Source organism: Aestuariicoccus sp. MJ-SS9, from assembly GCF_032586235.1.
Taxonomy (GTDB): Bacteria; Pseudomonadota; Alphaproteobacteria; order Rhodobacterales; family Rhodobacteraceae; genus Aestuariicoccus.
On sequence record NZ_JAWHTD010000006.1, the window covers coordinates 39189 to 51854 of the forward strand.

A 12666-nucleotide genomic window follows, 5' to 3' on the forward strand; every position below is an offset into this window, starting at 1 on the left:
CCCCCATATGCGGCCATAGGAAAAAGGACGTAAATATGAGCGAGAAAGACTTTCCCGGCTGGCACGGCACGACCATCATAGGCGTTCGCAAGAGCGGTCGAGTCGTTATCGCCGGCGACGGTCAGGTCAGCCTGGGGCAAACCGTGATCAAGGGAACCGCGCGCAAGGTGCGCCGAATCTCGCCCGGAGGCTACGACGTGGTGGCGGGATTTGCCGGCTCCACCGCCGACGCCTTCACCCTGCTGGAACGGCTGGAAGCCAAGCTGGAGGCCACCCCCGGTCAGTTGCAGCGCGCAAGCGTCGAACTGGCGAAGGATTGGCGCACGGACAAATATCTGCAAAAGCTGGAGGCCATGCTGATCGTCTCCGACGGCGCCGAGCTTTACGTCATCACCGGGGCCGGAGACGTGCTTGAACCCGAACATGACGTGACCGCCATCGGATCGGGTGGCAATTATGCCCTTGCCGCAGGACGTGCACTGATGGACAGCGATCTGGACGCCGAAACCATCGCGCGCCGCGCCATGGCCATCGCCGCCGACATTTGCGTCTACACCAACGGAAACCTGACCGTCGAATCCATCGGCGGCTAAGAATTTTTCGAAAATTCTTGTCAAAAATCTTGGAAGATTTTTGCGACCGGAGACAATCGACATGACCGACCTCACCCCCCGCGAGATCGTATCCGAGCTTGACCGATTCATCATCGGCCAGAAAGACGCGAAGCGGGCTGTCGCAGTTGCGCTGCGTAACCGCTGGCGGCGCAGGCAGCTCAGCGACGATCTGCGCGATGAGGTGTATCCCAAGAACATCCTGATGATTGGCCCGACCGGCGTCGGCAAAACCGAGATCAGCCGTCGCCTCGCCAGACTGGCGCGCGCGCCTTTCATCAAGGTCGAAGCCACCAAGTTCACCGAGGTCGGATATGTCGGCCGCGATGTAGAGCAGATCGTCCGCGACCTCGTGGATGCCGCGATCGTTCAGACCCGCGAGCACATGCGTGAGGACGTAAAAGCCGCGGCCTACAAGGCTGCCGAGGATCGCGTGATCGCCGCCATTGCCGGAGAAGACGCACGCGAAGGCACGCGCGAGATGTTCCGCAAGAAACTCAAGGCGGGCGATCTGGACGACACGATCATCGAACTGGACGTGGCCGATAACGCCAGCCCTTTCCCTCAGATGGACATCCCCGGCCAGCCCGGCCAGATGGGGATGATGAACCTCGGCGACATTTTCGGCAAAGCCTTCGGCGGTCGGACCGCGCGCAAGAAAATGACCGTGGCCGAAAGCTACGACATCCTGATCTCGGAAGAGGCGGACAAGCTTCTGGACGACGAAGTGGTCAAGCAAACCGCCCTGGACACTGTCGAACAGAACGGGATTGTCTTTCTCGACGAAATCGACAAGGTGACCGCCCGTTCCGATGCGCGCGGCGCCGATGTCAGCCGCGAAGGGGTCCAGCGCGACTTGCTGCCGCTGATCGAAGGCACCACCGTCAGCACCAAGCACGGGCCGGTCAAGACCGACCATATCCTCTTCATCGCTTCGGGCGCGTTTCACATCGCCAAGCCGTCCGACCTGCTGCCGGAATTGCAGGGCCGCCTGCCCATCCGGGTGAACCTGCGCGCCCTGACCGAAGAGGATTTCGTGCGTATCCTGACCGAAACCGACAACGCCCTGACCCGGCAATACACGGCGTTGATGGCCACCGAAGAGGTGACCGTCACCTTTACCGAAGACGGCATCGCCGCTCTGGCCAAGATCGCCGCGGATGTGAACCAATCGGTCGAGAACATCGGCGCACGGCGTCTTTACACGGTGATGGAACGCGTTTTCGAAGAGCTGAGCTTTACCGCGCCCGACAAGGCCGGCGATCATGTGACCGTCGATGCCGCCTTCGTCGAAACGCACCTTGGCGAGCTGACCCGCTCTGCCGATCTGAGCCGCTACGTGCTGTAACGTGCGTCCGTGGGGCCAGGCCCCACACGCTGGTTCAAGTGGGGGCCAGCCCCCACGCCCCCGGAGTATTTCCGCCAAGAAGAAGCAGAAAGACGCCCCTGTCTTCTTCTTGGTGAAAATACTCCCGCCGGAGGCTTCCGACGGCGGCGTTCGCGATACCGTTTGCGAATAGGCGAGTGGTGCTCAGATGCAAAACGCCCCGCCTTTTGAGCGGGGCGCTTCGTTTCCGGACTCTGAGCGAGGCTTATGCCATCCACCACCGTTCGGCCATGCGGCCGTTGTCCATCTGCCAGAGGTTGCCGACCGTTTCGGGGTTGGACACCTTGTTGCTGACCGCCTGCACGTAGTTGGCGAACATCGGGAGCACGACGCCGCCCTCGTCGCGCAGGATCATCTGCATCTCGGTGTAGATCTCGCTGCGCTTGGCGCTGTCCAGTTCCTTACGGCCCAACAGCAGCAATTCCTGGAATCGGGCGCTGTCCTCGCTGTCCCATTGCGTGTCGTTCCACGGCACGCCTTCCTCGTAGGCGGTGGCGAACATCCAGTCCTCGGTCGCCCGGCCTGACCAGTAGCAGGCGCACCAGGGCTTTTTCAGCCAGACGTTGGACCAGTAACCATCCGCCGGTTCCTGAACGACGTTGATGTTGATGCCGCAGGCCTTGGCCGAAGCCTGGTAGAGCTGCGCCGCGTCCACGGCCCCTTCGAAGGCGGCGTTCGACGCCGAAAGGTCGATGTCGAGCGACGACAGACCTGCCTCTTTCAGGTAGAACTTGGCCTTGTCCGGATCATAGGTCGTTTGCTCGAGCTCGTCGGCGAAATACTGATTGGCCGGCCCGATCGGCGTGTCGTTACCGACCCGTCCATGACCCAGCAGGATCTTGTCGACCATTTCCTGCCGGTTGACCGCGTATTTCAGCGCCTTGCGCACGTTCACATCGTTGAACGGGGCAACGTTGGTCAGCATCGGGAAGGTGTATTGCTGGTTGCCCGTCACTTCCTGGATGCGGATCATCGGGTTGGCGCGCAGGAGCGCTTCGGTCTTGAAGTCGATCCGGTTGATCGCATCCACCTGACCGGTCATCAGCGCGTTCATACGGGCGGTGTTGTCATTGATCGCGATATATTCGACCTCGTCGAACCAGCCGGCCTCACCGTCCTTGTAGTGGCTGTCGACGCGGGTGGCGACCATGCGCACGCCGGGCTCGAAGCTCGAGACCTTGTACATGCCGGTGCCGATGCCATTGGCGATGGCCTCTTCGATCTGGCCCGCCGGGTACATCAGGATATGGTAATCCGACATCAGATAGGGGAAGTCGGCGTTGCCGGCCTCGAGCGTGAACTGCACCTGATGATCGGTGACCTTCTTCATCTCGGTGATGGCCGAGACGATGGGCTGGGCGGCGGATTTCGCGCCCTCGGCCACGTGCATCTGCAGCGACGCGATCACGTCGTCGGCGCCGAAGGCTTTGCCGTTGTGGAAGGTCACGCCCTGACGCAGGTTGAAGGTCCAGGTCTTGGCGTCCGGCGTGGCCTCCCAGTCGGTGGCCAGCTCGCCGCGCAGGCTGCCGTCGGCGGCAACCTCGGTCAGGCTGTCGAACACCGTGCCCTGGGCACTGGCGATCATGAAGAGGTCGGAATGCGTGCGCCCGTCCCAGCTGTCGGATGTGTTGGCGCCCGAAAGGCCCGCCCGCAGGCGGCCGCCGCGCTTGGCCTGCGCGCGCAGCGGCAGGCCGCTGGCGGCCAGAACACCGGCGGCGGCGCCGGTCTTGAGCAGTCCGCGTCTGCTGATATGTCTCATGGTCATTCTCCCTGATTTGTCTATGTGCAGGCTGATCCTGCGTTCTTGTCCCCCGGCCCGGGCCGGGTGATTCTCATCCCATCTTATCAACGGCGGCGTCGCCGATGTTATCAACTCCGCGTTCCGTCAGAAGATTTGTCAGCCAGTCCGGATCCATCTCGGGTACCGAGCTGAGCAGCAGGTCGGTATAGGGGTGGTGCGGCGGCTTGAACATGTCCACCTTGGGCCCCTGTTCCACCACTTCGCCATCCTTCATCACGACCACCTCGTCGGCGATGGATTTCACCGTCGCCAGGTCGTGCGTGATGAACATGTAGCTGAGCTTCAATTCGTCCTGCAGCCGGGCCAGCAGGCGGAGGATTCCCTCGGCCACCAGCTGGTCGAGCGCCGAGGTGACCTCGTCGCAGATGATGAACCGCGGCTCGGCGGCCAACGCGCGGGCGATGCCGATGCGCTGTTTCTGCCCGCCCGAAAGCTCGGACGGCAGACGGTCGATATACTGGCTGGCCGGAAGCTCGATCTCTTCCAGCAGCTCTTCGACCCGCTTTCGTTTCTCCTTGCCGGTCAGGCCCATGTAGAATTGCACCGGCCGGCCGATGAGTTCGCCGATGGTCTTGCGCGGGTTCAGCGCGGTGTCGGCCATCTGATAGATCATCTGCGCCTGCCGCAGCTGCATCTTGTTGCGCTTGCGGTAATCGAGCGGCAGGGCCACGCCGTCGAATTCGATCACCCCCTTGCGCGGCGGCAAGAGCCCGGTGATGCAGCGCGCGGTGGTGGATTTGCCCGACCCGGATTCGCCCACCACGGCGACGGTGCGGCCTTCGTGGATGTCAAAGCTGACGTCGTGCAGCACGTCGACTTTGCCATAGGCGGCGGTGACGTTCTGCACCGATACGACGGGCGTCGCCCCGGTATGCACCGCCGGCTTCTGCGGGCGTTTGAATTCGCGCACGGCCCAGAGGCTTTTGGTGTAATCCTCTTTCGGATGGGCGAGCATCTCGCGGGTGTCGGCCTCTTCGACCTCGTCGCCCTTGAGCAACACCTTGATGCGGTCGGCCATCTGCGCCACGACCGCCAGGTCGTGGGTGATGTAGATCGCGGCGGTGTCGTATTCCTCGACGATGTCGCGGATGCTGGCCAGCACCTCGATCTGGGTGGTCACATCCAGCGCCGTGGTCGGTTCGTCAAAGATGATCAGATCGGGACGACAGGACATGGCCATCGCCGTCATCGCGCGCTGCAGCTGACCGCCCGACACCTGGTGCGGATAGCGAAAGCCGATCTCGTCGGGATTGGGCAGGCGCAGCTTACGGTACAGCTCGATCCCGTCCGCCTCGCTTTCGGCGCGGCTCATGACGCCGTGCTGCACCGGGCCTTCGGTGTGCTGGTCGATCAGCTTGTGCGCCGGGTTAAAGCTGGCGGCGGCGGATTGCGCCACATAGGCGATGCGCTTGCCCAGAAGGCCGCGCTTGACCTCGGCGCTGGCGGCCAGCAGGTCGATCCCGTCGAATTCCACGCTGCCGCTGGAAATGCGCACGCCGTCGCGGCAGAACCCCATCGAGGCCAGCCCCAGCGTGGACTTGCCCGCGCCGGATTCGCCGATCAGGCCCAGCACCTCGCCCTTGTCGAGATGCAGATCGACGCCCTTGATGATCGGGGACCAGACCTCGTCGGACCGGCCCTCGATATGGACGTCCTTCATTGTCAGAAGACGGCTCATTCCTTTAGCCCCGAACTGCGGTGCAGCATCCAGTCGACCACGAAATTCACCCCCACGGTCAAGAGCGCGATGGCCCCCGCCGCCAGCAGCGGCGCGGCGGCGACCTGCGGCGCGAAGGCCGCGAAGTTGATGAACTGCGCCAGGTCGCGCACCATGGTGCCCCAGTCGGCCAGCGGCGGCTGGATGCCCACGCCGAGGAACGACAGCGATGCGATGGTCAGGAACACGAAGCAGAAGCGCAGCCCGAATTCCGCCAGCAGCGGGGCGGTGGCGTTGGGCAGGATTTCTTTGAAGATCAGGTAATTCAGCCCCTCGCCGCGCAGCTTGGCGGCCTCGATGTAATCCATCACGACGATGTTCAGCCCCACCGCGCGGGCCAGACGGAAGACGCGGGTCGAATCGATCACCGCGATGATGAGCACCATGTAGATCGTCAGCAGCCAGCGCTCCGACCCTGCCCAGGCGCTGGCGATGGTCATCAGCAGCAGCGCAAAGATCAGCGACGGGATCGCCATCAGCACATCCACCGCGCGGGAAAGAACCTGATCCAGCCAGCCCTGCAGCGTCGCCGCCAAGAGCCCCAGCGACCCGCCGATGAAGAACGCAAGACAGGTCGTGGCAAAGGCGATGCCCACGGTGTTCTGCGCGCCGTAGATCAGGCGGGACAGGATATCGCGGCCGATCTGGTCGGTGCCCAGCGGGAAATCCGGGTTGCCGCCCATCGCCGGATCGCCGCCCGGCGGAATATTGGCGGCGACACCGGGGATGATCTGTTCCTGCCCGTAAGGCGCGAGCACACCGGCAAAGATCGACACGAAGGCATAGGCAAGGATCACCAGCAGCCCGAAGCTGGCGGTCAGCGGCATCTGCCGGAAGAGCTTGCGCGTCAGGGGTGTGCCCACCGACCGGCCGGCCTGACGAAACAGCCATGCGACGATGGAAAAGAGGATGAAGCCCTCGATCGCGATGCGGAAGAAGAAGTACTTGTTGGCGTCGGGCTGCGGCAGCGTCCGGGCCAGGATGTAGGTGTAGACGACCCAGAACAGGATCGCCGCGCCGAAGACATAGCCGAAGGCGACGCCGAACGGCATGTCGCGGAAGAAGGGCTTGTTCCCGGTGGCCTGCTGCCCCGCCTTGCGGAACAGCCAGCCGCCCAGCAGCGACCCGCCGATGACCAGTACGAGGATCGTCCAAACGCTCATTTCGGGTGCCTCAGACGCGGGTTGGACAGGATCGACAGGATATCGGCCATCAGGTTCAGCAGGATATAGGCGGCGGCGAAGATCAGGCAGCAGGCCTGCACCACCGGAATGTCACGGATTTTCACGCTGTCTACGAAGAGCTGCCCGATCCCGGGATAGACAAAGACCACCTCGACCACGACCACGCCGGTGATCAGATACGCCAGATTCAGCGCGATCACGTTAATGATCGGGGCCAGCGCGTTGGGCAGGGCGTGATGCACGATCACCCGCATCGGATTGATCCCCTTGAGGCGCGCCATCTCGATATAGGGGCTGGCCAGCAGGTTGATGATCGCCGCGCGGGTCATGCGCATCATGTGCGCCGTCACCACCAGCGTCAGCGTCAATGCCGGCAGCAGCGTCTTTTCCAATCGCTCGCCAAAGGACATACCCTCGAAGATGTTACTGAGCGACGGCAGCCAGGGGTTCAGCACCGCCAGGAACAGGATCAGGATGTAGGCCAGGAAAAACTCCGGCGACGAGATCGAGCTGAGCGTGAAGATATTGGTCGCCCGGTCGAACACCGTGTTGCGGTAGAGCGCGGCCAGCACCCCCAGCGCGACCGAGAACGGCACCGCGATCGCCGCGGTGACCCCGGCCAGGAACATCGTATTGGCAAAGCGTGGCGCGATCTGCGCGGCCACCGTGGTCCGCGTACCTGACTCCGACCCCACAAAGCTCGCAAAGTTGGCCTGCGCAAAGGAATTCCCCAGATCGCCCTGCAACGCGCCGCCGAGCCATTGCAGATATCGCGTCACCGGCGGCTGATCGAGGCCGAGGTCCCGGCGGATCGCTTCGACCGCTTCGGGTGTGGCGCCCTGCCCCAGAATGGCCTGCGCAAAGTCACCCGGCAGCATGTTCACCGCGGTGAAGATCACGATGGAAACGATAAAGAGCGTCAATAGCCCGAGCGCGAGCCGTTGAAGGATGATTCTCAGAACGGATGACACTGGGTTCTATCGGGTCCTTTGCAAACGATGCTGGCAGGTTAACGTTCCAGACCGGTCTGTAAACCCTATTGCTCGGCAATCTGGTCCATCACGCGCACGAGCTCGGCGCTGATACCCGGTTCCGACAGGGCGTGACCGGCGTTCCGGATCATCCGCAGATCGGCATTGGGCCAGGCGCGGGCCAGCTCCCACGCGCGCTGCGGCGGGCAGATCATGTCGTACCGGCCCTGCACGATCACGCCGGGAATATCCCGCAGAACACCCGCGTTCTTGAGGATCCAGCCGTCCTCGTCCAGGAACCCCGAATGGGTGAAATAGTGGTTCTCGAGCCGCGCGAAGGCGCGCGCGTACTCGCCCGGCGCCTCGCCGCCCTGCCCGCTGGAATAGACCGAGGCCAGGGCATTTTCCCACGAAGACCAGGCGCGCGCGAATTTCGTCTCGATCCGCAGATCGCCGCTGAAAAGCCGCCGGTGATAGGCCGCGATCAGATCGCCGCGCTCGTCCTCGGGGATCAGATCGACGAACCGCGCCCAGGGTTCGGGCCAGAACTGCCCCGCGCCGCCGCCATAGAACCAGTCGAGCTCGACCTGGGTCATCATGAAGACCCCGCGCAGCACCAGCTGCGCGGCACGGTCGGGATGGCTGATGGCATAGATCAGCGACAGCGTCGCGCCCCAGCTGCCGCCGAAGACGATGAACCGCTCGATGCCCAGCGCCTCGCGGATCGCCTCGATGTCGCGCACCAGGTGCCAGGTGGTGTTGTCCTTGACGCTGGCATGGGGCCGCGACCGCCCGCAGCCGCGCTGGTCGAACAGCACGACGCGGTAAACCTTGGGGTCGAAGTAGCGCCGCATCGCCGGGCTGCACCCGCCCCCGGGGCCGCCATGCAGCACGATCACCGGGATGCCCTCGGGGTTGCCGCATTGCTCGACATAGATCGAGTGCCCGTCGCCCACGTCCATCATACGCTGGTCGAAAGGGTCGATGGGAGGATAGAGATACTGCACTGCGCGCTTTTGGCTCGGGTATTTGTCCATATCCTCTCTATATTGGGTCTTGCGCGTCAATGACCATGAGAAATTGAGCCATGAGCACAACAACCGTCGACCCCGGCGAAGTCGCCAAATTCGAGGCCATGGCCGCTGAGGTCTGGGATCCCGAGGGCAAGTTCAAGCCGCTGCACATGCTCAACCCCTGCCGGCTGGATTACATCACCACGCAGATCGCCGGTGAATTCGACCGCGATTTGCGGCAGACGATGCCGTTCGAGGGGCTGCGCATTCTCGATATCGGCTGCGGTGGCGGGCTCTTGTGCGAACCTATGGCACGGCTCGGGGCCACCGTGGTGGGCGTCGACGCCGCCGAGGGCAACATTGCCGTCGCCCGTGCCCATGCCGCGCAATCCGGCCTGACCATCGACTACCGTCACAGCACCGCCGAGGCCCTGGCCGACACGGGCGAGAATTTCGACGTGGTGCTGAACATGGAGGTGATCGAGCATGTCGCCGATCCGCTGGCCTTCCTCAGCGCCTGCCAAAGGCTGCTGAAACCGGGTGGGCTGCACCTGTGTTCGACGGTCAACCGCACGCCGCAAAGCTTTGCCGCCGTGATCGTCGGGGCGGAATACGTGATGCGCTGGCTGCCCAGAGGCACGCACGACTGGAAGAAATTCATCACCCCGGACGAGCTTTACGATCTGCTGACCCGCGCGGGCATGACTCCGGTCGACCGCAAAGGATTTCAGTTCAATCCTATCACCTGGGACTGGCGCATCTCCACCCGCGATCTGAGCGTCAATTACGTCACCGCCGCGCTGAACCCGTAACGCTCAGCCTTCGTCCAGCTTGACCCGCAGTTCGCGCAGCACCGGCAGCGCGGCGCGGATCTTGGCCTCGCCCAGATCGTCGACCATCTCGGTGATCAGCGGCGTGATCGCGGCAAGCGCCGCCTCGTGGGCGCGCGCGCCGGCGGGGCTGATCGACACCAGCTTGCGCCTTGCATCGTCCCAATCCGGGCGGATGTGGACATAACCCGCGGTCTCGAGCTTGGCCAAGGTATTGGTCATCGCCCCGCGAGTGACGTGAAAGCTGCGCGCCAATTGGGCCGGGGTCCGTTCCGCCCCGGCGCGCGACAACTGGTTCAGCACCGAGAAATGCGAGATTTCCATCCGGTTGGGCATCGCCTTGGTCAGCCGCGCGCGCATCAGCTGGTCGGCTGTCAGAAGCTCGCTGAAAAGCGATATGGCGAGGGAATTGCTGTCGCTCATGCCGGGCCGTCGAATGTTCGGTCGTGGGTCAGCGACGGGATCTTGCGGCGCGCCTCGGCCACCTTCGAGGTGTCGATATCGAAAAAGGATGTGCCCCACCCGCGCCCGCCGTCGCAAAGCACCTCGCCCCAGGGCGACACCGCCAGCGAGTGGCCGTAGGTCGTGCGGCTCTTGCCCATGACCGCCGGATGTTGACCGGTCTGCGCCGGGGCCAGAACATAGCTGCCGGTTTCGATCGCCCGCGCCCTTAGCAGCGGCTCCCAATGCATCGGGCCGGTGGCGGGTGAGAACGCCGAGGGCACGGTCATGATCTCCGCGCCCGCCTGCGCCAGGGCACGGTAGAGGTAAGGGAAACGGACGTCGTAACAGACCGTCATGCCGATCCGGCCGAAGGGCGTGTCGGCGATCACCGCCTGGCTGCCCGGCGCATACCCGGCCGATTCGCGGTAGGTTTCGGCCTCCGATACCGACACGTCGAACATATGCATCTTGTCATAGCGCGCGGCGATCTCGCCATCCGGCCCGATCAGGAACGACCGGTTCACGAAACGCGTCTCGGGCGGATCGGCCAAAAGCGCCAGCGACCCCGCCAGCACCCAGATGCCCAGCCGCGCCGCGTCGTCGCGCAGCCCGGCCAGCACGATGTCGTCCGCTTCGGTCTGCAACACCGCCTCTTGCCGCTTGCGGCTCTGCGACACGCAGTTGGTCACCTCGGGCGTCAGGACGAATCCCGCGCCCTCGGATTTCGCGTGCCGCAACATTTCCGACACGACCCGGAGGTTCTTGCCCGGGTCATCGGACGAGGTCAGTTGAAGCAGCGCGGCGCGCATCAGCCCTGCAACAGCGGGTCAAGCTTGCCCGACCGTTCAAGCGCATAAAGCTCGTCGCAGCCGCCGACATGGGTTTCGCCGACAAAGATCTGCGGAACCGTGCGGCGGCCATTGGCGCGCTGCAGCATCTCGGGCTTTTTCGCCGGATCGGCCAGAACGTCGAACTCGGCAAAGCTGACGCCCTTCTGGGTGAGCAGACGCTTGGCCGCGTGGCAGAACCCGCAGAGGGGCGATGTGTAGATTTCGACAGTTTGCATTCCGGGTGTCCTTTACGGCCTTGTCGCCTTTTCCCGAATTTAAGCATCCTTTGCAACGCGTGCCATTGCCGCAACGGATACCCGCGTTGCACCGGCTGCATGACAGGCCTCGGCCGCGGCCGCAAAGGTCGCGCCGGTGGTCATCACATCATCGACCAACAGCACCTCGCGCCCGCGCAGAACGCCGCCGCGCCGGGGATGCGGGCGCAGGACGCCGTCCAGCATGGCAAAGCGGTCGTCCCGCGACCGACCGTCGAGCTTTGGCGTATGCGCCGTGCGCACAAGCGCATCGGCCGACCATTCCAGCCCCTCGGACACGGCCAGCGCCCGCGCCAGCAGCGCCGATTGGTTATAGCGCCGGGCCACCAGCCGCCGCAGGTGCAAAGGGATGGGCACCACGATCATCTCCGGGCGCAGGATCGGGCGGGCCGCCATCGCCATCCAGCGCACCGCGGGCGCCACGATATCCTGCCGGTCGCCATGCTTCAGCGCCAGCACCATGCGCCGCGCCGTACCCTCATAAAGCAGCGCCGCGCGCCCCTGCGCCCAGGGCCGTGCGATGCGCAGGCATTCGTCGCAATGTTCCGCCCGGTCCGACGCGCCCGGCAGCGGCGTGCCGCAGAGGTCACAGACCAGCCCCGCGATGAACGGCGTCTCACGCCAACATTCGGCGCAGAGGCCAAAGTCGCTGTCCACCAGCCCGCCACAGGCCAGACATCGCGGCGGGTAGACAAGCTGAACCGCCGTTTGCAACCGCTGTGCCCACAAACTATGTCCACCTCATGGCTGAGACCCCGCTTCTGACCGACCGCACGGCGCTTGCGCTGCACCGGGCCCGCGCCGCGCGCGACCCCGCGCTCTTCCTGCACGAAATTGCGCGGGACGATGCGCAGGATCGGCTCTCGATGGTTAACAGGGCCTTTACGGCGCCCGCCGTCGTGACGCCTTTCCCCCAGGTCTGGGCGGATGTCCTGCCTGGCGTGACGCTTGTTGCCGATGACGACGTGCTGGCGCTGTCCGAGGGGGCGCATGATCTGGTGATCCATGCGCTTGGCCTGCATTGGGCCAACGATCCGGTGGGCCAGCTGATCCAGTGCCGACGGGCGCTGCAGCCCGACGGGCTGCTGCTGACCATCGCCTTCGGCGGCCAGACCTTGCACGAATTGCGCGCGGCCCTGGGCCAGGCCGAGATCGAGGTTACGGGCGGGCTGTCGCCGCGTGTCGCGCCCATGGGCGAGATCCGCGATCTGGGCGCTTTGCTGCAACGGGCCGGGCTGGCGCTGCCGGTGGCGGATGCGCAAAGCCTGACCGCCAGCTACGACAGCGCGCTGCACCTGATGCGCGACCTGCGCGCCATGGGCGAGACCAACGCGCTGTCCCAGCGGCTGCGGCACCCGACGCGGCGCGCGGTTCTGCTGCGCGCGGCCGAGCTTTATGCCCAAAGCTTCGGGCAGGACGGGCGCATCCCCGCGACCTTCGAAATCATCACCCTGACCGGCTGGGCCCCCGCCGCCGGGCAACCCCAGCCGCTGCGCCCCGGGTCGGCCACGGCGCGGCTGGCCGACGCGCTCGGGGCCCGCGAAACCAAGCTCAAAGATTGACCGGGGCGTCTGAGGCGTTACTTACCCCAGAAATCGAATCC

The 12666-nt window shown here is 64.5% G+C and carries 13 protein-coding genes; 4 read left to right on the forward strand and 9 right to left on the reverse strand.

All coding sequences use genetic code 11. The features are described 5' to 3' along the window. Nucleotides 1-35: 35 nt before the first annotated feature. Nucleotides 36-593 (forward strand): ATP-dependent protease subunit HslV, encoded by a 558-nt coding sequence (hslV, locus tag RXV88_RS06225; protein WP_316291245.1) that lies wholly within the window; start codon nucleotides 36-38, stop codon nucleotides 591-593. A 61-nt stretch (nucleotides 594-654) separates the two neighbouring features. Then, complete coding sequence (hslU, locus tag RXV88_RS06230) at nucleotides 655-1959, forward strand: ATP-dependent protease ATPase subunit HslU (protein WP_316291246.1); 1305 nt, start codon at nucleotides 655-657, stop codon at nucleotides 1957-1959. A gap of 244 nt (nucleotides 1960-2203) precedes the next feature. Here hslU and RXV88_RS06235 read toward each other — a convergent pair whose 3' ends face one another. From RXV88_RS06235 to pip, 5 genes are all read right to left on the reverse strand, one after another. After that, nucleotides 2204-3757, reverse strand: a complete 1554-nt coding sequence (locus RXV88_RS06235) for an ABC transporter substrate-binding protein (RefSeq protein WP_316291247.1) — start codon at nucleotides 3755-3757, stop codon at nucleotides 2204-2206. 73 nt (nucleotides 3758-3830) lie between these two features. Beyond that, nucleotides 3831-5477 (reverse strand): ABC transporter ATP-binding protein, encoded by a 1647-nt coding sequence (locus tag RXV88_RS06240; RefSeq protein ID WP_316291248.1) that lies wholly within the window; start codon nucleotides 5475-5477, stop codon nucleotides 3831-3833. After that, nucleotides 5474-6679 (reverse strand): ABC transporter permease, encoded by a 1206-nt coding sequence (locus tag RXV88_RS06245; RefSeq protein WP_316291249.1) that lies wholly within the window; start codon nucleotides 6677-6679, stop codon nucleotides 5474-5476. Before RXV88_RS06245 ends, RXV88_RS06240 begins: the two co-directional genes overlap by 4 nt. Further along, complete coding sequence (locus RXV88_RS06250; RefSeq protein WP_316291250.1) at nucleotides 6676-7671, reverse strand: ABC transporter permease; 996 nt, start codon at nucleotides 7669-7671, stop codon at nucleotides 6676-6678. The genes RXV88_RS06245 and RXV88_RS06250 overlap by 4 nt, the downstream gene beginning before the upstream one ends. 65 nt (nucleotides 7672-7736) lie before the next feature. Further along, on the reverse strand, nucleotides 7737-8708 hold the full coding sequence (gene pip / locus RXV88_RS06255; RefSeq protein ID WP_316291251.1) for a prolyl aminopeptidase: 972 nt from the start codon (nucleotides 8706-8708) through the stop codon (nucleotides 7737-7739). Between the two features lie 50 nt (nucleotides 8709-8758). Between pip and ubiG the strand changes: the two genes are divergently transcribed. After that, a complete protein-coding gene (ubiG, locus tag RXV88_RS06260; protein WP_316291252.1) occupies nucleotides 8759-9496 on the forward strand; it encodes a bifunctional 2-polyprenyl-6-hydroxyphenol methylase/3-demethylubiquinol 3-O-methyltransferase UbiG in 738 nt (245 codons plus the stop codon). Nucleotides 9497-9499: 3 nt separating this feature from the next. Here the strand turns inward: ubiG and RXV88_RS06265 are convergent, their stop codons facing one another. Genes RXV88_RS06265 through RXV88_RS06280 form a run of 4 tightly spaced genes read right to left on the reverse strand, consistent with a single transcriptional unit; the run spans nucleotide 9500 to nucleotide 11777 of the window. Continuing rightward, nucleotides 9500-9937: a MarR family winged helix-turn-helix transcriptional regulator gene (locus RXV88_RS06265; RefSeq protein ID WP_316291253.1), complete on the reverse strand. Its 438-nt coding sequence runs from the start codon at nucleotides 9935-9937 to the stop codon at nucleotides 9500-9502. Continuing rightward, complete coding sequence (locus RXV88_RS06270) at nucleotides 9934-10767, reverse strand: carbon-nitrogen hydrolase family protein (RefSeq protein WP_316291254.1); 834 nt, start codon at nucleotides 10765-10767, stop codon at nucleotides 9934-9936. Before RXV88_RS06270 ends, RXV88_RS06265 begins: the two co-directional genes overlap by 4 nt. After that, nucleotides 10767-11024 carry a glutaredoxin 3 gene (gene grxC / locus RXV88_RS06275; RefSeq protein ID WP_316291255.1) on the reverse strand — a complete coding sequence of 86 codons (258 nt, stop codon included), beginning with the start codon at nucleotides 11022-11024 and terminating at the stop codon, nucleotides 10767-10769. Before grxC ends, RXV88_RS06270 begins: the two co-directional genes overlap by 1 nt. Before the next feature lie 39 nt (nucleotides 11025-11063). Then, nucleotides 11064-11777 carry a double zinc ribbon domain-containing protein gene (locus RXV88_RS06280; RefSeq protein ID WP_316291256.1) on the reverse strand — a complete coding sequence of 238 codons (714 nt, stop codon included), beginning with the start codon at nucleotides 11775-11777 and terminating at the stop codon, nucleotides 11064-11066. Between the two features lie 29 nt (nucleotides 11778-11806). Between RXV88_RS06280 and RXV88_RS06285 the strand changes: the two genes are divergently transcribed. After that, nucleotides 11807-12625, forward strand: a complete 819-nt coding sequence (locus RXV88_RS06285) for an SAM-dependent methyltransferase (RefSeq protein WP_316291257.1) — start codon at nucleotides 11807-11809, stop codon at nucleotides 12623-12625. Nucleotides 12626-12666 lie beyond the last annotated feature (41 nt).